The sequence below is a fragment of the Pseudomonas sp. NPDC089407 genome (assembly GCF_044900445.1).
Lineage (GTDB): Bacteria > Pseudomonadota > Gammaproteobacteria > Pseudomonadales > Pseudomonadaceae > Aquipseudomonas.
On the sequence record NZ_JBJDNB010000011.1, the window covers coordinates 78,840 to 97,971 of the forward strand.

12 protein-coding genes are annotated in these 19,132 nt (G+C 58.8%); 1 reads left to right on the forward strand and 11 read right to left on the reverse strand.

Annotated features, from left to right (window positions below):
* Positions 1 to 110: 110 nt before the first annotated feature.
* The 7 genes from ACI2KG_RS11070 to tssF all read right to left on the reverse strand — a co-directional run bounded on the left by ACI2KG_RS11070 (position 111) and on the right by tssF (position 11,209).
* On the reverse strand, positions 111 to 251 hold the full coding sequence (locus tag ACI2KG_RS11070; RefSeq protein WP_404661929.1) for a hypothetical protein: 141 nt from the start codon (positions 249 to 251) through the stop codon (positions 111 to 113).
* 77 nt (positions 252 to 328) lie between these two features.
* Entirely contained in the window at positions 329 to 592 is a 264-nt protein-coding gene (locus tag ACI2KG_RS11075; RefSeq protein ID WP_404661930.1) for a PAAR domain-containing protein, read from the reverse strand.
* A gap of 45 nt (positions 593 to 637) precedes the next feature.
* Positions 638 to 1,060: an SMI1/KNR4 family protein gene (locus ACI2KG_RS11080; RefSeq protein ID WP_404661931.1), complete on the reverse strand. Its 423-nt coding sequence runs from the start codon at positions 1,058 to 1,060 to the stop codon at positions 638 to 640.
* Between the two features lie 3 nt (positions 1,061 to 1,063).
* Positions 1,064 to 5,647: an RHS repeat-associated core domain-containing protein gene (locus ACI2KG_RS11085; protein WP_404661932.1), complete on the reverse strand. Its 4,584-nt coding sequence runs from the start codon at positions 5,645 to 5,647 to the stop codon at positions 1,064 to 1,066.
* Positions 5,640 to 8,384 (reverse strand): type VI secretion system Vgr family protein, encoded by a 2,745-nt coding sequence (locus ACI2KG_RS11090; RefSeq protein ID WP_404661933.1) that lies wholly within the window; start codon positions 8,382 to 8,384, stop codon positions 5,640 to 5,642. Before ACI2KG_RS11090 ends, ACI2KG_RS11085 begins: the two co-directional genes overlap by 8 nt.
* A gap of 241 nt (positions 8,385 to 8,625) precedes the next feature.
* Complete coding sequence (gene icmH / locus ACI2KG_RS11095; protein ID WP_404661934.1) at positions 8,626 to 9,429, reverse strand: type IVB secretion system protein IcmH/DotU; 804 nt, start codon at positions 9,427 to 9,429, stop codon at positions 8,626 to 8,628.
* Between the two features lie 16 nt (positions 9,430 to 9,445).
* Positions 9,446 to 11,209, reverse strand: a complete 1,764-nt coding sequence (gene tssF / locus ACI2KG_RS11100) for a type VI secretion system baseplate subunit TssF (protein WP_404661935.1) — start codon at positions 11,207 to 11,209, stop codon at positions 9,446 to 9,448.
* Positions 11,210 to 11,503: 294 nt separating this feature from the next.
* Here tssF and tssM point away from each other — a divergent pair, with 294 nt between their 5' ends.
* Complete coding sequence (gene tssM / locus ACI2KG_RS11105) at positions 11,504 to 15,172, forward strand: type VI secretion system membrane subunit TssM (protein ID WP_404661936.1); 3,669 nt, start codon at positions 11,504 to 11,506, stop codon at positions 15,170 to 15,172.
* A 63-nt stretch (positions 15,173 to 15,235) separates the two neighbouring features.
* Here the strand turns inward: tssM and tssK are convergent, their stop codons facing one another.
* From tssK to tssG, 4 genes are read right to left on the reverse strand one after another with little or no spacing between them, the layout of a single operon-like run.
* Positions 15,236 to 16,573 (reverse strand): type VI secretion system baseplate subunit TssK, encoded by a 1,338-nt coding sequence (tssK, locus tag ACI2KG_RS11110; protein ID WP_404661937.1) that lies wholly within the window; start codon positions 16,571 to 16,573, stop codon positions 15,236 to 15,238.
* Positions 16,574 to 16,597: 24 nt separating this feature from the next.
* Positions 16,598 to 17,347: a type VI secretion system lipoprotein TssJ gene (tssJ, locus tag ACI2KG_RS11115; RefSeq protein WP_404661938.1), complete on the reverse strand. Its 750-nt coding sequence runs from the start codon at positions 17,345 to 17,347 to the stop codon at positions 16,598 to 16,600.
* Entirely contained in the window at positions 17,344 to 17,922 is a 579-nt protein-coding gene (locus ACI2KG_RS11120; protein WP_404661939.1) for an FHA domain-containing protein, read from the reverse strand. Before ACI2KG_RS11120 ends, tssJ begins: the two co-directional genes overlap by 4 nt.
* The gene (tssG, locus tag ACI2KG_RS11125) at positions 17,919 to 18,929 is read right to left on the reverse strand and encodes a type VI secretion system baseplate subunit TssG (RefSeq protein WP_404661940.1); all 1,011 of its coding nucleotides are present in this window, start codon (positions 18,927 to 18,929) and stop codon (positions 17,919 to 17,921) included. The genes ACI2KG_RS11120 and tssG overlap by 4 nt, the downstream gene beginning before the upstream one ends.
* Positions 18,930 to 19,132 lie beyond the last annotated feature (203 nt).

Here is a 19,132-nt window from a genome sequence, read left to right on the forward strand (position 1 = left end):
GCGGGTCATCCCATCGGGCAGGTTATGGCGCCAGGCGCATTGAACGGCGCGCGGCTGTAAGTGCACTGAAGACCGTAGCGAGGAATCAAGTCAGTTCGGCGTGGCCGAAGTTATTGCTGCAGCATTGTCTGCAATGAGGCCAATACCTGCTGGGTAATGCCGTTGAGTTTGCTGGCGAAGTACACATAGACGCCGGTGCAGAACACGCCCATGACCGCCCAAGGGGTCCACCAGAACAACTGACGTAGCATGCGGAGGTGGCGGGAGCAGCGACAACAGATATTGCAAGAGTATCTGTTGCTCGCCTGCTCCACGTAACGTCATTGACTCAGCGATCAACAGTGCCGTGTGATGCGCTGGCGATCAAGCTGGAGCCGCACGCGGTTTTCATGCCGTCGAGTGCGACGGGGATTCCGTTGAAGCGATAGGTGTCACTGCCCTCAATGATGGGAAGCTCGTCTTTGCATAGAGGACAGAAAACCAGGTTCCCTTTGCCGGCCATTGGTTTGCCGGTGAGGTTTGTATTGGCAATACATCCGATTACTTTACCTCCTTGGTCGGTAGTATCGCCAGTCCTTACTATGGTTTTCATATGTAATTCTCAAAATTTCCTTGGTGGGTTGTTCAACGTTTTCAGCTATTGAGAGTGTTTGAACAGTTCAATGAAATCTTTGAAATTATTGGCAAGCTTTCGCCAGTGATCGTCGTCCCACCAAATGACTGAGGGTGGATCTTGCCGAAAGTCAAAGCAGAATGGACTGCCATCGCCTGAAGTCCCAAAGCATAATATATTCTCGAAATCCACAATGTCGTTGATTGCGCCGGGGTATGGCGGGGTCTCGCTTGATATTCCGTAATCCTTGGAGCTCGGGAAGTCATCTTTCAATGAGTTTGTTTTTTTGTTTATGATTTCTTTATCTGTATAAATTCTAGACAGTTCAGTTTCAAGTGGATTTCCAAATGCGTCTTTATCCTCCTTGAGTTCGAGATTGCAAACTCCCTTGCTTTGGATGTATTTTGTTGCGTGCTTCATGAATTCATTTGGGGTTCTAGGGTTCATAATTTATTTTCCGTCTTTTTGGAATTCTGGCAAGGTTTTAGCGTAGCGAATTGATTTCTGTGCGGCCTCGTTGCACTCGCGCCCGAAAAGGTTACGAAGATCTCTGACGTCTTTGGCCATTCTTTGGCGCGCATTTAATCCTGCATCCTCTCTCATGCTAGTTTTCCCTCTTCCGCCCCAAGTACGAGTGTCACCATGTGCGTCATGTGTCATCAGGACGGATGGGCCGCTACCTTTAGATCGTCCTATGGTTCTGTTGTACGCCTGCTGAGGAAGGTGGTGAGCATCTAACTGTAGTGTAGTGTCGTATCCTTTGGCACTTTTGAGCATTTCCCTATAGCTGCCACCATCAAGACAAGGAGGAAGGCATGGGCATAAGCCTAGCGGATCAGTCCATTCTTTAGGGTTTGGAGCGTACTGATAAACATTCAGCCCGCCTCTAAAACCAATGGGGTCTTTTCCTATGAATCTGCCTAGCTCGGGTGAATAGTATCTGTGTCGATTGTAGTGTAGGTTTGTTTCTTCGTCGAAATATTGCCCTTGGAATCGAAGTTTGCAGTCCCTTGCTTCTGTTTCTCTGTGGGTGGGGGCGTTATGTAGTGGTTCGCCCCATGGCCTGAGATTTACTTCCCAATGGATTTTTCCTTCGTCGTTGGATAATTCCGATGGCGTTCCTAAATTGTCGCATTGATGCCATATCAGCGAATCAAATAGTTTTGGTGCTGGCTTGTGCTGCCACACGGGGTCCTGATTGATGTCATAGGGGAAATTGTAGTTTGGCCGCTGCAGCATCTCCTCAATATGGTTCATCAAGCCTTGCGCGACCGGTACGAATGTCCCAGGCTCAAACACATAATGCGTGGTCTGTCCCTTGCCATCCCGGCCTCGCTGCTCAAACGCCAGCGTGTCGCCGTCCCATATGAACAACGTCAGATCGCAGCCCAGCTTTTCATCCAGCGCTCGCCGCGCGTTCTCGTTCCACACCGGTCCAGCTTGAACCCTGTTGCGGTACTTCGAGCGTGAGTCCTTGTACACGCGACGGCCTAAAGCGTCATAGCCAAACTCGACAATCAGCCGCTCATCCTCATAGCGCCGCAGCCGGTCATACAGGTCCCAGGTGAACTTCCCCGCTTTGCCGTTCTCAATCCGCTCCAGCAGGTTGCCCCGTTCGTCATACCGATACTGCGTCCCGCAGTAGCTGCGCAGCACGTTGTCCATCAGCTTGCGCGGCGAATGTGGATTGGGGCCGGGCGGAGCCTCAGGGTCCAACAGGTTACTCGCGGGATCGAAGGCGAACGTTTCCTTTTCGTAGTTTTGGCTGGCTTCGACCAAGCGCCCGACCGGGTCATAGCGATAACGCAGGTCGCCACGGTTCAAGTCGTTGATGTGGAGCAATTGGCCAGCTTCGTCGTAGCGGTAGTTGCGCGCTGCGATGCGTTTGGATTCTCCCTGACGCGCCAGGGTTTGTTCCAGCAACTGGCCGTTCGGGCTCCAGGTCTGGCGCTGGATCAGGCCATTGCCTTGCACGCGGCCGATCTCTCGGTGCAGATCATCACGCTCGTAGCTGATCAGCTCCTGGTCATCGAGTTTGATGGCCAGAAGATGCCCACTGCCGTAGGTCAGCCAACTGACCCTGTGGCCATCGGGGCGTGTGGTGGCGACGCGTTGGTTGAGGGTGTCGTACTCATGCTTGAACACGGCCACCTGTGGCTTGACCAGATAATCCAGCCACTGATGTTCGCGAGTGTTGTTGCCAGCAGCATCGTAGAACCAGTGCAGCCGACAGGTGCCGTTGTTGGCCGCAAGCAGGTTGCCATTGCCGTCATAAGCAAAGGTCTCAACCTCCCAATTCACACCGCCACGCCGTCCGGCCTTGCGCTGTATGAGGCGGCCCATGGAGTCATATTCAAAGTGCGTGGTCCTGTCGCCATCCACACGGCGGGTGGGCAGGTTGCTGCCGTTGTCGTAGAGATAGTGCGTGGTCTGCTTGTCGAAGCCGGTTTCCTTGAGCAGTCGCCCGACGGGGTCATACCTGAAACTGGCTTCACTGTTGTTCTCGTTGTGCAGGCGCTCGAGCTGGCCGAGCTTGTCCCAGTGGTAAGTGAGGGTGGTGCCGTTGGCATTGAGGCGCTGATAGATGAGCCCGGCTTCGTCGTAGGTCCAGGAAGTACGCCGGTGAAGCGCATCGGTGTGGCTGAGCAGGCGGCCTTCGGCATCGCGCTCGAAGCGCTCGGTGGTTTTGTCCGGGTGGACCAGCAGCACCAGTTGGCCAGCTTCATACTCGTACTCTGTGACCTCCCCAGCAGCGTTGATCAGTTTGACCAGTTGGCCTGACGAATCGTATTTCCACTGTGTGGTCTTGCCCGAGCAATCGGTATAGCGGGTCAGTCGTCCCTCGCGGTTGTACGCCAGCTTCTTTTCTCCGCCATTGGCGTCGGTGATGCCGATGGGTTGGTTGTCGCTGTTGTAGGTGTAAAGGGTTTTGTTCTCCAGCGGGTCCTGGGTTTCGATGATATTGCCGCGCTGGTCGTAGTCGTATTTCCACAGCCCACCCTCGGCATCGCGGGTCTTGAAGCGCTGGTCCAAGTCGTCGTAGGCGTGGTGGATCGACGAGCCGTCTGGGCGAATGTGCTGGAGCAGGTTGCCACGCTCGTCATAGGCGTAAACATCGCTACTGCCATCGGTGTGGATGTGCTGGGTGACGTTCTTGGCGGCATCCCGGTAGAGCCATTCCTCGTTCTTGTCGGGATGGATGATGCGGTACGGGTAACCGAGAATGTCGCAGAAGTGCTGGGTCTCGTTGCCGTTGGCATCCACGATGCGGGTCAGGCGGATGTTCGGGTCCCAGCTTAAGCGGGTATCGAGGCTGCCATCATCGCCCCACTCGCGAACGGCCTTGGCATCCGCGCCTTCGCCAAGCCATTCCAGGTTCATGCCGCGACCGGTGCGGTCGGTGTAGCGGGTTACCAGGTGGTGCTGGTACTGGTATGTCCACTCGGCCCCATGCTCATCTTTCGCGCTGCACAGGTCGCCATGCGCATCGTAGGTGTAGGACGCCAGTTGGCGTTGTGGTTGGCCTTCGTACATCAACCAAAGCGCGACGACACGACCTTGTTCGTCTATCTCCGTGTGGATGTGTTGATGAGGTGTATCGTTTTGATAGGTGACTAGATCAGAGAGTACGGCAGTGTCGGCTACGTGATGTTCGTAGTGCAGGGCAATGCTGGAACCGCCCTTGTTCTTGATGGTACTCAAACGGAACTGGGTGCCATACCGCTGATAGATCTCTTGGCTCTCATGACCACGAAGCAGGGCAAGGGTGTCTTTGGCTATCCGGGCGATAACCACATTCTCGATGGCATCGTAGTGACTGCCTTTGAGGTTAGGCAGCGAGTACTGTTGACTTCTGCCGTCAGTGCCGTGGTAGGTGAGCTGGTCTTCGATCAGATCGAAGCGAGCCGCGAACGGGGTGATCCAACGTGCTCCGTATGGGCCCTTGTCGAACGCTGCCAAGGAAGAGCGATAAGTGCGGTTCCACTCGATGGGAAACACCCCGGGGAGCTGAAAGTCGGTGTGTACGATCGTTTCGCTGCCCGTGGCGAAACTTATGCTGCAGTTGGTGCCCGCTTTTGCCCCGCGCTTCTTGCAGTTCGCGTCTGCCTTTGCCGGCCGCTGCCCCGGAGCCGCCTCGGTACCTTGGCGCCCCTGCACGTTCCGACTTTGGCTTGTTGAACCAGGTGCGACGTTGCTGCGCCTTGGCTTGTATCCCCTTTTCATCAGAGCCAGTCTTAACACTTCCAGAATAGAAGCGATGCTGCCCGGGTCCGTCTTACTACCGATGGCAACGATCTTGTCGCCGGCCATCCGCCCGATGCTTTCGAGGCTTTGTGCGACTGGCTCGAGCAGGGCTTTGAGCTTTTCGCTTTTTCCGAGGCCCAGTTGGTCTTTGCTGAAGCCAAGCCCGGTTTTTCGTTTGGAATAGTCAGATGCTTCTGCCAGCAGCCGCAATCCGGGGGACATGATCGTCAGAGCGACATCCTTCACCCCTCCATCTGCCACCGATCGGATAAAGTCAGCGAGGAATTTGCAGATTTCGACAATTTTCTTGGCGAAGCTGGCAAGTATGCTCTGCAACTGTGCTTCGACTTCGGCAATGAATTCCTCAAGCTCTCCCGGACAAACCTCGGCAAGTGCCCCTTCAATCGCTTTGAGCAGTGCTTGCGCAATGCCGTCCTTGGACGCGGTTCTTAGCGACTTCAGCGCTGGGCGCATAACTACCCGTGCGGGCCCGACACCAGGCAGTGGCGCGATAGCGAACAGATTGATACCAAGACTTACCCAGTTGAACGGATCCGTCCGATAGGCACTGTCACCCTTGGCCAGTTCTATGATGTCGCCAATGGCGTCTGTTGCGGCGAAGATCGACCCGGCTATGGGTAGCATTTCGCCGACAGAGATAACTGTTCTCCAATTGACGGTATCGCCGGTGAGTTCTGTGAGCCACTTGGCGAGCATCTCGGTGCCAGCTCTTACGTCTTCCTCATCGAAGGTCTCTCTAGGGGCGACCACCCCGCCACACCTATCCATGTTGGGTTGTCCTTGTTTTGGAGCGTGTCATCGGAAGTGGACGCTCTTCCAACGGGTCGACCTTGATGGCGGATTGAAGGAATCGTTTGGCCTCGTGAGCGTCCACCTCTCCCGATTTGATGAGTTGGTTCACGGCTGCTTGCATTGCCGCAGCAGGGGTGAGAGGTGTGTTTTGATCGGAGGCGGGCGGTGAGGACTGCTCCGTGAACGGTGCTGCCGTGACGGCTTTGGTTTGATCTCGGCCGAACAGAACTTTCACTGGCCCCGATGCGAGCCCGGAAATGGCAGCGAACCCGTTGTCATCTAATGTGCCTTTGACGATCTGGCCCAAAGCATCCTCAACTTCGTAATCGGCACCCTTGAACGGATGGTTGTTTGCGTAGTGTTGGAACAGCTCCAGGTTGCCTTTGCCTGCTTTGAGGTCTTCGGGAAACGCCGCTGCCTGGCTTTTCGAGCCCTTGTAGATGAAGTCGGTCGCATGCCCGGAGTACTGGCCCGCCGTGGCATGCAGAATTCCGCCCGCGTTGTAGGTGGTACTGCTGCCACCTGCCTGAATCACCAGTTCCTCCTTGGCACTGAGGGTGATGCGTTCGGCAGTGACGCTGACCTTGAGCTTGGCCAGCAGGTTGATGTTGTCCTTGAGCGCTTTCAGATCGATGTCGCCGGAGGCCGCGACGAGTCGCCAGCCCATGCTCTGCACGAACTGCCGCACGCCACGGCTGGCACTGATCAGCAGGCGTTTGCCGATGGCCATGCTGGTATGGCCGCCCGTACTCAGGCCCAGGTGTTCGCCGCTGGCGATATGGGTCGATGCCGGGGTAGTGGTAGCGATGCCGGTCGGGCTGGCGAGTACCAGTTGCGGGTCGACCAACTCCGGAAACCGGTTGGCTTCGGGGTTGCCACCGTACCCGCAGATGGCGTCGTGTTGCTCTTTGAGCGCTTCACCCACTTCATCCTGATCACCGTCTTCCTGGGCCAAGTGATCGCGGGCTTCGCTGGCAAAGGTGGTGTGGTATTCCTGAGCGACTTTCAGGCGCTCGGCGGTTTCGGCGAGGTCCGTATGGTGCTGTACGGCACGGGTGCGCAGCTCGGTGGTCAGCAGCAAGCCGCCGCCCGCGCGGATCACGCCGTGGGTATCGGTCCGTAGCTCGAAACCTTGCCCACGGGGCTGGCCGCCGAGATGGCGCGGGTGGGTCAGGTAGCCCAGGTACAAGGCGGTGTGGTCGTGGTCACTCATCAGCGCGGCGCTGATCTGCCCAGTGGTGTCATCCAGCCGCAATTCGTTATGGCGCTTGCCGTGGTGCTCCTTGCTGCGGATCGGGCTGACGGCCTTGAACTCGGGCAAGCGATAGGGTGTGCGGTTGACGATGTGGTAGCTGCGCCCGGTGATCATCGGCTGGTCGGGGTCGCCATTGAGAAAACTGACCACGACCTCCTGGCCGATCCTGGGAATGGCCACATGACCCCAGGTGGCACCGGCCCAGGCCTGGGTCACGCGAACCCAGCAAGAACTCTTGTCGTTGTCCTGACCGAGGCGGTCCCAGGGAAACTGCACGCGCACGCGGCCGTGCTCGTCGCAGTAGATTTCCTCACCGGGTGGGCCGACCACCTTGGCCATTTGCGGTCCTTCGATGACGGGCTTGGGGCGGGCAGGGGCGTGCCATTCGACAGTGGCCGGTATCAGCGTGGCGGTGAGCGTGTAGGAGGTGCCGACGTTGGCCTCGGCGGCATCCTCTTCCAGTGCGGTGAACTGGCGGCCTTCATGCTTGATGTGCATCGGCCGCCAGAGGATGTTCATGTCTTCGCGGGCATGGCCGGTCAGCTGGAAGGCGATACCCGGTTGCAGGCGTGCATCGTCGCCTGTGACTTCTGCCACCCGGGCATCCCCGAACAGGGCGTCGGCGCGGGTCTGGGTGAACGGCTTGCCGGCATTGTCGTGCTTGTACCGGCCGGGGTAGTTATAGCGCTCGTAGTCGTTACCCTGATTGCCCATGTCCTTGGCGTACATCGTGTGTTCGTGGTTGTAGCGCGGGTGGGTGAAGGTGTAATCGCGCTGCACCTGCACGCTGGTGCGGACCTGTTCGCGGTAGGCAAACTGGTGCAGGCAGGGTTGCTGCTCGGTGCCACCGCGGTTGGCGACGTACAGCACCGGCTCGCCTTCCAGGCTGCCGAACTGGTTGACCCTGTCGGCCTGTACCACGCCGTGGCCGGCTTCGCTGTGCTCGAAGATCGAGATCAGACCTTCCTCGGCCGACAGGCGCCAGAAGAAATCCAGGTCCAGGTCGCCGGCCTGTACGCAGAACTCGCGGCTCTGGTGCGGGTTGACCAGGTACTGGGTCAGCGTGCCCCACAAGCGCTCGCGGAATAGTTCCTCTAGCAGCGTTGGAACGGTGCGGTGTTGGAAGATGCGCCAGTCCGATTGCAGGCCGGCGCGGGCCAGTTGCGGTTCGATCACGGCGCGATAACGGGTGCGGCGGTGGCCGGTCTTCCCTTGTTCGAAGCTGCTGATCAGGCCGTGCACATGGCGCACGGCTTCATCCTGTTGCCAGATGGTCAGCACGGCAGGCTGGTCGAGCAGGGTGGCGAAATCAGCGTCGTCGGCGAAGCTGACCAGTTCGACTTCCAGTCGATAGAGCTGGCTGACGGCCTCGTTCAGTTCGAACGAGACGACATCAAATGAAATGGCCTCGTCGGCCGGCGTACTGAAGGTAAAACGCACGTCATTTAAATTGCTCATGCAAACTCCTGCGGGTCATCCCATCGGGCAGGTTATGAAGCCAGGCGCATTGAACAGCGCGCGGCCGTAAGTGCACTGAAGACCGTAGCGAGGAATCCATTCCTGGTCGTCGAAGTAAGTTCGACAGATGTTGTAGGAAACTTCTGAAAATGCAGATCTACGATTGTAAAAGGCAAAGCCGTAGTTGCTGCGCCCATGGGCACAGTGACTGTTGAGTCAAGTCAGTTCGGCGTGGCCGAAGTTATTGCTGCAGCATGGTCTGCAATGAGGCCAATACCTGCTGGGTAATGCCGTCGAGTTGTGTGGCGAAGTACACATAGACGCCGGAGCAGAGCACGCCCATGACCGCCCAAGGGGTCCACCAGGGCACTTGGCGATTCATGCGATAGTGCCGGGGCGCGATATTGGTGAAGGGGTCGGTCAAGCGTTGTGAAGTGGCCTTGGTGCGGGGGCGCTCAGCGATATGCTTACGTAGGCGATCCATCCAGATTTCCAGCTCCTGATCACCGTTGGTCTGGTTGGCGTACTTGCCCCGGTAGCCCAGCGTCAGGCACCAGAACAGGAATACGCAGAGGTCATAGCGCTTTTCCGGGCCTTCCAGCAGGCGCTCAAGCACGCTGAAAAACTTTTCGCCGCCCCAGGTCTCCTGGTGGATGGCGCTGAGCAGGGACTGGGCTTTCCAAGGCGAATCGCGCCCCCAGGGCGTAGCCATCACGGCTTCGTCGACCACACAGCACAAGCAGTACGAAAACACCACGCGGTCGCCCTCATCACAATGCTCAAGCTGCCGCACTTCCTCGACCATGCCGTGGATCATGGTCTTGACGTGGGCGTACAGCTGCTCGACATGGTCATACTGCTCAGTGCCTTCCAGGCGAATGACCAACCCCAGCAGCGGCGAAGCGATGTCGTGAATGGGGTTGCCTGTGTTCGATCGTGTGTTGAAACCCAATGTATCGACCGGTGGAAACAGCTGGTTCAATGAAGGTGAATCGCGCGTTTCCTTGTGGTCCTTGTCATACGCTTGAGAGGATGTAACGGTCATAGGATGGACCTCCTGGTCACATTACCGGTTGCCGCCCGGTCCGGGCAGGCCATAGCTGGCAGGTTGAGGTAGCGGTGTTGACGATCTGCAGCTGATGAAAGGAGTTGCTGCTGGCATACGACGCCATGAAGTGCGACAGCACGTTGCCGAACAGCTGCACTTCGCCCCAGCACTCGAAGCCGCCAGGGTCGATGTGCAGGGTGGTGCGCATGCCGCGCACGGGCAGGCCCTTGATCAGCCAGTCATAGGGCTCGCTGTGTACTTGCTTGATGGCGTTGAGGCGCTGGGCGGTCCTGCGGGCCTGTTGCAGGTCATGAGCACCCACAAAGTCATACACCCGCAGGACCGAGGCGAGCGCGGCCGGGGAGGACAGCGACAGGTTGTTCAAAGCCAGGTTGGATATCAGCGCCCAGTGGCGCCCGCCCTGGCCGCCGCTCTGCAGCATCGGCGGGTAGCTGCGAGTGGGTGGGGTCAGATTGCGGTAGGTGACGTACGAGGGCGTGTCCTGAGTCGTCAGGTCGATTTCGCCTACCTTGAGCTGCTGCGCCAGTTCGCCATTGCTGCAGGTCAGGTCGATGCTCAGCTCTTCTTGTTCGCCCAGATAGGGTTCAAGGTTGTGGTGCACCGGGCGGATGTTGTGTTGCACCTTGCCGTTGACCGGTTCTTGCTCGATGTCCAGCTTGTAGTAGCGGGTGGGTACCGGTTCGCCCAGCGGGAAATTCCGGTGCAGTGATTCGAAGCGCTTGAAGTCCTGGACGTGATCCTTGGACCTCTGGCGCTGGCTGCTGACACGATCGACGCTGAAGATTTCGTCCTTGTCGCAGCCTTGGCGGCCCACGCGTATGGGGGCTTGAACCGCTTCTGCATCAAGCGGGATGGGCTTGGCCGGGCAGGTGAACAGGTTGATGGCGGGCACGCAGTTCAGCAGCACTGTCGTCTGATCGATCTGTATGTCAGGCGGAAGGGGCGCGTTGAAACGCAGCTCCAACTGGATCTGCTCGGCGGCTTCATCCGGCCAATAGGCCTGCAAGCCATCAATGCGAAAACCATGGAAGCGGTCGGGGAAGCAAAAGAACTCGTGCAGGGTGCGGTAGCCGTCCATCTGCTCGTTCGTGCTCGGCAGTAGGGCCTCATCGACATCGAAACCGGCGAAGGTCACTGAGGGCGGCAGGGCAAAGCGGTGCTGGCCAATGTGCAGATGGAGCTTTTCCAGGTGCTGCGCCAGCCACTGGTAGAGGTTCAGGGCATTACGGCGGTCACCGGCCAGGTGGAACTGCAGGTGATTGCACTTCATGCGCCGCAGCGGCTGTTCGCTCAGGGTGCCCAGGTTGATGCGCACCACCGGGGCTTCGGCACTGGGCTGCGTTGTGATACTGCGAATTTCCAGCGGTGCGATGGCCAGCTCAGTGCACGTGCGGAACTCACAGCTCACACCTTCAACCGGGCGGGAGAACACCGGCGTGCCTTTGGCCAGCACCTGGGTTTCACTCAGCGCGTGATCGACCGGCTGGAACTGCATCACCGTCATGCTCGGCAGTGGGCGCAGCACGTTGGGGGAGAGCAGCTGCAGCAAGGGGTGTGTCAGCTCGGGCAGGTGGTCTTCGATCTTCATGACCAGGCGAGCGGTGAGGAAAGCGAAGTGCTCCATCAGGTACGCGCTTTCCGGGTCCGATGCCATGCTGCCGAGATATGGCGCAAGGCGCGGGTTGTCCTCGACAAAGTCGTCACCCAGCTCACGGAGGGTCTGTTGTTCCTGCAGGAACCATTGTTTAAACATCATGTTTGTTATTTGAAGCGCTCTATCTAAAGGGGTTGGCCCAAATCAATAAGCATGGACTCGGGATTAGTTGTAGGAAGGTTCCTACAAGTTCATGGTTTAAGTGCCGTTGCGAAGTGCGTGGCTATTAATTCTTTAGTTCAGATCGCTCCGTTTCGTCTTCAAGAAAAGTGTTAGCGCTTATTTCGTTATACTGGGCATTGATAAATGATTTAAGCGGCTGTTACTGTGTTTTTCGGTTCGTGCCATGAGGGTGCGTCATTCATCGAAAACTGCAGTCGGTAAAGGTTTGCCGCCATGAAAGTGAAAAAGGACAGTCTGCTGCGTGGTTTATCGTTGTTGCAGCGCCAGGCAATGCCCATTGTCTTGGTCGCCACATTGCTCTGTGTTGCAGTCGCAGTGTTCGGGTTATGGTGGTGGGGGCCCCAGTGGCAGTGGGGTGGCCAGCAGCCCCTGGCCGAGCTACCCGTGCGCATTGCCGTCACCCTACTGCTTGCGGTGTTACCGCTGCTGGTGTGGAGCGCGTTGGTGCACCGTCGCAATCGCTCGATCATGCGCGAGCGGCAGCAACTGAGGCGTGAGGTGGAGGATCCCTGCCTGGTGTACTTGCAGGCCCAACAGCGCGCCCTCGATGGCAGCTTGACGCGCCTGCGCGACAGCCTGGGCGGCCGCGGGCATCGCTACGATGTGCCGTGGTATCTCATATTGGGCGAGGAGAACGCGGGTAAGTCGAGCTTTGTCAGTCGTTCGGACCAACGCTTCGCCTTGACCCGCACCGAGCGCAGTTCAGCTCAACGGGCCGGCGCCGATCCAGATCTGCTATTCGATATCGACTGGTGGGTGGGTGACGATGCGGTGCTAATCGATCCGCCGGGGGAGTTCATCAGCCAGCCGGAGCGGGCTGTGCCGCCAGCCGATCCGGTGCCTCCCAAACCAGCGCCTGAAGCAGGCCAGGACGAAGCACCTGCTGAGCAGGCGCCCGCCACGCTCAAAACTGCCGAGGCCCCAGGCCTGCCGGCAGGCATCGAGCGCCGCTTGTGGCGGCACATGATCGGCTGGCTGGCGCAGAATCGCAGCCGGCGACCGCTCAATGGCGTGGTCTTGCTGGTGGACATGACCAAGCTGTTTACGCAGACCGAAAAGGCGCGGCGTGACTTGGCCTTCGTGCTGCGCGCGCGCCTGACGGAGCTGGGCGGCGAACTGGGCACGCGCCTGCCGTTGTATGTGGTGATGAGCAAGTTCGACCTGCTGGACGGTTTCGAAGAGCTGTTTGCCAAGCTTGCGGCGCACGAGCGCGAAGAGGTGCAGGGCTTTACCTTCACGCTGGCATCGGTGGAGGCCTTTGACACCTGGCTGGAGGAACTGAGCAAGGCCTACCAGTGCTTCATCGAGCAGCTTGGCGTCACACTGCTGTCCGCCACCGGCGCAATGCCGCCCGCAGCACGCAAGCGCGCCTACTCGCTGCTCCGAGAGCTGAGCGGTGCCCAAAAGATGCTGCTGAGTTTCCTGGATGACGTGCTGAGCAGCGACCGCTACACGACGCCGGCGCTGGTGCGGGGGCTGTACTTTTCTTCGGTCTACCAACGCGGTGAGGTGCGCAACCTGCTCGCGGATGCCTCTGCCCGTGCTTTTGCCTTCGACCCGCCACCGCTGTCGACCAAGCCACAGGGCACCTCCGTGGTCTACTTCGCTCAGCAACTGTTGCAACGCGTGGTCTATCCCGAGGCTGGCCTGGCCGGCGACAACCTGCGGGTCGTCGAGTACAAGGCCCGGCTGCTCAGAGGCGGCACCATCGCCGCGAGCGTGTGCGGGCTGGCCATGGCGGGTGGTTGGCTGTACTTCTACAGCGTCAACCGTGATAAGGCGGAGCATGTGCTGGAGAAAAGCCAGGCGTTCATCAACACTAGCACTGACGACAAAGGTGACCTGACAGGGCGCAACCTGCTGGCCCCACTGGATGAGATCCGCGATGCCGTGAGCCTGTATGGCGACTACCGCTCAGGCTGGACCGTGCTCACGGACATGGGCTTGTACCAGGGCAAGGCTATCGGCCCACAGGTGGACCAGGCCTACCTGAATGCATTGGCCCGGCGCTTTCTGCCGGCGATCGCAGGCGGTGTGGCAGCGACCATCAAGCAGGCGGTGCCCGGTAGCGACGAGCAACTGGCGGCCCTGCGCGTGTACCGCATGATCGAGGATCGCGCCAATCGACGGCCTGCACTGGTTGAGCAGTGGATGGCCCGTGAGTGGCAAAAAGCTTATCCCGGCCAGGGTCAGTTGCAGGCCGCGCTGATGCGTCATTTGCAGTACGGCCTGGCCTACGCTGATGTCGAGTTGCCGAACTACCAGCGCGTGGTGACTGAGGCACAGCAGCAGCTACGCAAATTGCCCTTGGCCCAGCGTGTCTACATCAGTCTGCGGCAGCAGGCCCAGGAGCAATTGCACGGTGAGCTGGACTTGCGCAACGAAATCGGTCCTGCCTTCGATATCGTCTATGTACCGTTGACCGAGCGCAACCATCAGGCGGCCGTCGATGGCAACCTGTCGCTGCCCCCGTTGCTCACCGCGAGTGGCTTCAGGGACTACTTCGACCAACACAGCCAGAACGTGGCCGACCTGGCCCTGATCGACCAATGGGTTTTGGGCGAGCGGACCACCCTCGATTATTCCGACGTGGACCGCCAGGCCCTGGCGGAGCGCCTGCGTGCTTTGTACAGCGCCGATTACATCGACAGTTGGCGGCGGGTGCTGAACCAGTTTTCAGTCACCGAATTCGCCGACCTGACCCATGCCTTGAGTGTGCTGGAACAGGTCACCGGCCCGGCAGCGCCCATGCGCCGCCTGCTGGAAACCGTGCGTGGCAACACGCTAATCTACCCTCATCCCACGGGCAATGAGAAAGAGCCAGAAGGCGATCAGCAAGGCCGCGCTCAAGCCATGGGCATTTATCGCTCGTTTGCCGGGCTTTCAGGGATGCTCGATGTCCAAGGCGACAAGCCGTCCTTCTATGACGAAACCCTGCAGGCCATCAGCGCCGTGTACGACTATGTAAAAGCGGTGCAGGACAACCCGAATCAGGGCAAGGCCGCGCTGGCGGTGGCGCTGAGCCGCTTCTCGGAGAAAGAACCCGACCCTATCCGTAACCTGCAGCGTGTCGCTACAGGCTTGCCGGACCCGCTGAACCGGCATGTTCGCCAATTGGCAGATCAGACTTCCCAAGTGTTGATGGTCATGGCACTGCGCGAACTGGAGCAGCGCTGGGATGCGGAAGTTTATGGTGTGTACCTGGAGCGACTGGCTTCGCGCTACCCCATCGACCCGGCCGGGCCGGATGTTTCGCTCAAAGACTTCAAGGCGTTCTTTGGCCCACAGGGTCAGCTCCAGCGCTTCCAGGATCAGTACCTCACGGTGTTCCTCAAGGACAACCTCAATGCGCTTCATTCCAGTACGGACGATGGCTACCTGGTCCGACCTGAGGTGATGGAGCAGTTGAAGCAGGCGGAAGCGATCCGCAATGCATTCTTCGACAACCGCGGTGAGTTGAGCGTGAGCTTTGGCCTGGAGCCGGTGGCCATCAGCAGCGGGCTGCGTGGCAGCGTCTTTGGCATGGATGGTCAGCTGCAGGCATTTGCGGACAAGGGTAAAGACCCGATTGGCATGATTTGGCCAGGCCCTGCCGGAGAGAGTGGGCACAGTCGTGTCAGCCTGGTGCAGGCTGCGGGTACAACGGTCAGCCTGGCCTATCAGGGCCCGTGGTCGCTTTACCGACTGCTCAGTCGCGGCGGGCTGAACGCCCGCACGCCAACCAGCGTCGATTTGAGCTTCAGCATTGCCGGTGAATCCGCGCGCTACAAGTTCCACGCTACAGGCGCGAACAACCCTTTCACCCGCCAGCTGTTTGTTGAATTCGCCTTGCCGCAGCGGCTTCTGCGAGAAGGGGCCGCCAGCGAAGTGGCCGAGCGGTAAACGAACTCCCCGGAAAGCAGAATCCCGATACCGGATCGGGATTTTTAGTTGGCAGGGCCAGGTTCAGTCCGGCCTGATCGCCCAGAACTGCATCTCAAAGTTCGGGAGTTCCCCCGCAATGTGGAAGCCAAAGCCGCTCGCGTCCTTGAGCTGCTGCCAGGTTTCATGTTGGCGATCCAGTTCGAAGTAGACAAAGCCGGAGTGATGCGGCAGATAGCGAGGGGTGACCAGCTGAGGGATAAGCGCCAGCCCAGGCATTTGCAATTGTATGAACTGGTGCAGCTTCTCGAGTGGGGCGACCTTGCCCTGCTGCTGGAACCGCCTGCGCAGGTCGTCGGCGGGCAAGTCGGCACGCACGGCAAGAATGAACGTCGCATTCTCCAGCAGCTTGCGCTCATGCAGAACGGCTGCAAGTTCACCGTATTTTCTCTGGTGGATGGGCAGGGAAACGGCCCGCGGCAGCAGGATCGTGCTCAGTGACCGGCGAAGGGTTTCTTCCAGCACATGGAAGGATTCCGAGAGGTTGTCGTGCTGGTAGGCGGGGTAATCCAACGGCAGCCGGCCGTCATCGGTGAACGTCACCAGTTCGCCGCAAGCCTGGCCCAAGGCGATATGCAACTGTTCGGGATGCACGTTACCGCGACGTGCCAGGTGATGGAAGTAGGGGTGCAGGCGGTTGAGTACCTGCAACAGGGCGAAATCGGTGACATCGGCGATGCCCGACTGGCCGGGCGAGCAGATCCGCTTGGCGAGGTTGCGTGCGCGTTCGCGGATGAGCCCTGTGGTTTCCTCCAGGAACCGTAGTAGTGCAGGGGCACCCTTGAGCGAGATACAGGTGGGGTAGAAGTGTTGATCGAGCAATACGCTACCGTCGGGACGTTTGTCCATCACCTTGGCCACTGCCAGGCAGCTGTAGGCGCTGTTGTCGTCATCCTGAAGCTTGAGCTGCAGGTTCGGGATGGCGACATCCAGGATTATCGAATCGCCGCTGCCGCCGTGGTTGTCCATGACCGGTACACCCTTGGCGACGAAGCGGCCGGTCACATCCTCGCTGTCTGGCCAGCGCACTTCGGGGGCGCCGGGTGCATGCAAGGGGAGGGTCAGGTACACCGCTTTGTTCGCGGTGCCCACTGGGATTTCCAGCGGCGCGGGTGGTGGCATGTCACCGGGGATGTCGAAAACGGTGCCGTCGGGCATCACGCCACGGGCGCGGATAATGGCGATTTTGCCGAAGCTCAGGTACTCGGCATTCAACTCCAGCTCGCTAAACCCATAAAACGCATCATTCAAACTGGCGACGCGTTGTTGCAGTGCTGATTCGGCGGCGAAGGCCATCTGCTGAAAGTGCTGGGGTTTGACGAACAAGCCTTCTTTCCACAACACAGCGTTTCGTGAACTCATCGGGTATTCCTTTTCAATAGAGCATTACGGGGTGCGGAGCAATTCGCTGTCCTGACGCAGTTCGACGCCGTTGTTCTCGAAGTGAACGTGCACGGTGTGGCTGTAGCCGCGGGGTTTGATGCGGATCGCATCTTTCCACTTGCCCTGTGGGCCATGCACACGCGCAACTACCGCGATATAGCGAGTGCGCGCGTTGATTTCTTCATGTTCGATGAACTTGAATTGGCCCGGCACCAGGCGGAAGTCGTCAACGCTGATCAGGGTGCTGCCCAGTGCTTTATCCAGGTCTTCTTCCACCTGCTCATAGGTGGCGTCCAGCAACAGGGAGTCGTCCCTGAGTTGAAGCACTTTGAACGCGACGGAAGCGGGTGTTTGTCGGGGCGCTTGGCCGGCGGGCTCGGGAGCCTCGGATTGTGCTGCCGTGTAACTGGCCAACTGCGCAGGCGCATTGGGTGAGGCGGGGTAGTTCTGGTGCAGTTGTTCTGCCAGCGCACCTACCTTGTCGGTCAAGCCAACGGCGTCGGCGGCACTGAGGGTGACCGCCAGCCGAGCCGAATCAGCGGGTAGCGCTGAGGCCTCTCCCAGGGGCGTGTGCGCTGAGCTGGCGACAGCAGGTGGCTCCGCCGCATACAGACTCAGCCCTACATGGCTGATGTCATTGTTGGGCCCGCCGACAGGGAGCGTCGGGTCCATGACCACTTGATACGCCCTGCTGATCGAAGTGCACCCGGCCAGTGCCAGGCAGGCTAGAATTACACCGATGGGCTTGTTCATCGCATCTCCCTGCCGAAGATCTCGGCGATGGAGGGGTCGATTCGGGATTGCGAAACCCTGTCCAGATAGGCTTGAGGATCAAGTTCGTCCGTATGCACTGGTTCTGGAGCTTGGAACAGGCTCAATGTATCGGTAGTCGGAGCACCGAGTACCTGCAGCGGACATAGGCGCTGTGTGGCCTGCAGGGCTGAAAGCGGGTTGTTGGCTGAATGAAGTTCCGGCTTTTCTTTGGCCTCGTCCTCGTCGCACAGGCGAATGGCAATCTGGTAGTCGCCGATTCGTAGCCTGTCATTGTGCCTGAGGCGGACGGGCGTGCCTGATGGCAGTGCAGTGTCACTGCCGTTCATGAAACTCTTGCCGCTGTGGTCAATGATGCAGAAGTGGCCTTCATGCCAGCGGACTTCGCAATGCACTGGCAGCATCTGGGCTTCGCGACCGTGTAGCCGCCAGGTTGCCTGAGTGCCAAGTGTGCCGCCTGCTTTATCGAAGCGGTACTGCGGCTCGCTGCCATGCAGCAGTGTTTCCGGGTTCAAAACGGATAGGGTGAGGCCGAGGGAGGGAACATTTGTACTCATGCGCGTACCAGAATGCGAACAGGGGGAGGTGTTGGGTCTTTGCGGTCGGCCATGAAGCTGGTCCAGCCCAGGTGAGTGCCATGCTCGGCCCGGAGGCTGAAGGGCGGCGCTTCTTCGGCACGCATGCGCAACTCCAGGTCATAGGCCCCGACATCGCGAAGCAGAAACTCCACTAGCCGGGCCAAACGCTGGTAATTGTCACCACTGGGTAGGAATTCACGGAACTGCTGCTGGTCCAGGCCTGCAATCACGATGGTGAACTTGCTGCTACGTGATTCGGTGCTGCCGCCCACCAGGAAGTTGTCGTTGAGCGCGCAGTTGCGCGAGCCCAGGCCGTTGCGCTGAGACTGCGTAATGTGCACGGTGCGCTTCTCGAATTCGCGAATGCTGACCTGTTGCAGGTCGAAGCAGTGCGCGATCATGCCAGCCACCATGCCGGGTGACCGACTTCGGCTGGCAATCATCCCTACGAAGCTGAGCAGCCTGCTCCATGGCAGCGGCGTATTCCCGCGCAGCGCTGAATCGTCCAGGCCAATCAAGGCGAAGACATAGCGGGAGAAACCATCCTTGGCGCCGGGTTGAAAACGGCGGTAGTAGCGGTACTTGCGCCACCCTTGGTGCAGCAGGGTATGCAGGCGATGGTTGAAGAAGTTCAGATACGCCGGGCGCAAACCGATGCCATGCGCATGTTCATAGGCAATGTCATCTAGGTAGTAAGTGGGCAAAGGCGAGTCTGTGCCATGCAGGCCCAGGAAACTGGCCTCGATACGATAGCGATCATCACCCAGCCTGTCGGCCCGTAACACATCAGCAATCGGGAAACACAGTTTTGGAGACACTTCCAGGCGTACACGGCGGCGCGTCTCACGATCGGCGGTGCGCTGTTCAAGGTCATCGCCATGCAACTGGTGAAGCAACTCAATCAGTTGAAAATAGTTGTATTGGTGGGCGTCCTTCAAAGCGCTATCGACGTTGCCAGTCGCGCGCTGCTCGTCCGGGTTTTCCATGGGGCACCTCTTGTCGGAACAACGAAATAGACATTGATCCTAGACGAGTGCTTCTAAAATTATTTCTTCATTTCATGTCAAAAAGTTAAAAAATTAAAATGCTGAATGGGCGTGTAGGAAGTTTCCTTAGTTACTGGCTAGCTGTTAATCACTTTGTATATTCAGAGGCCAATAAATGCGAGCGGCAGAGTATTTATCAACGA

Bases quoted from the DNA above. Each gene is read 5' to 3' on its own strand.
- tssF (WP_404661935.1), bottom strand. From the start codon at position 11,209: ATGATGTTTAAACAATGGTTCCTGCAGGAACAACAGACCCTCCGTGAG.
- tssG (WP_404661940.1), bottom strand. From the start codon at position 18,929: ATGGAAAACCCGGACGAGCAGCGCGCGACTGGCAACGTCGATAGCGCT.
- ACI2KG_RS11080 (WP_404661931.1), bottom strand. From the start codon at position 1,060: ATGAACCCTAGAACCCCAAATGAATTCATGAAGCACGCAACAAAATAC.
- icmH (WP_404661934.1), bottom strand. From the start codon at position 9,429: ATGACCGTTACATCCTCTCAAGCGTATGACAAGGACCACAAGGAAACG.
- tssM (WP_404661936.1), top strand. From the start codon at position 11,504: ATGAAAGTGAAAAAGGACAGTCTGCTGCGTGGTTTATCGTTGTTGCAG.
- ACI2KG_RS11070 (WP_404661929.1), bottom strand. From the start codon at position 251: ATGCTACGTCAGTTGTTCTGGTGGACCCCTTGGGCGGTCATGGGCGTG.
- ACI2KG_RS11120 (WP_404661939.1), bottom strand. From the start codon at position 17,922: ATGAGTACAAATGTTCCCTCCCTCGGCCTCACCCTATCCGTTTTGAAC.
- ACI2KG_RS11085 (WP_404661932.1), bottom strand. From the start codon at position 5,647: ATGGATAGGTGTGGCGGGGTGGTCGCCCCTAGAGAGACCTTCGATGAG.
- tssJ (WP_404661938.1), bottom strand. From the start codon at position 17,347: ATGAACAAGCCCATCGGTGTAATTCTAGCCTGCCTGGCACTGGCCGGG.
- ACI2KG_RS11075 (WP_404661930.1), bottom strand. From the start codon at position 592: ATGAAAACCATAGTAAGGACTGGCGATACTACCGACCAAGGAGGTAAA.
- ACI2KG_RS11090 (WP_404661933.1), bottom strand. From the start codon at position 8,384: ATGAGCAATTTAAATGACGTGCGTTTTACCTTCAGTACGCCGGCCGAC.
- tssK (WP_404661937.1), bottom strand. From the start codon at position 16,573: ATGAGTTCACGAAACGCTGTGTTGTGGAAAGAAGGCTTGTTCGTCAAA.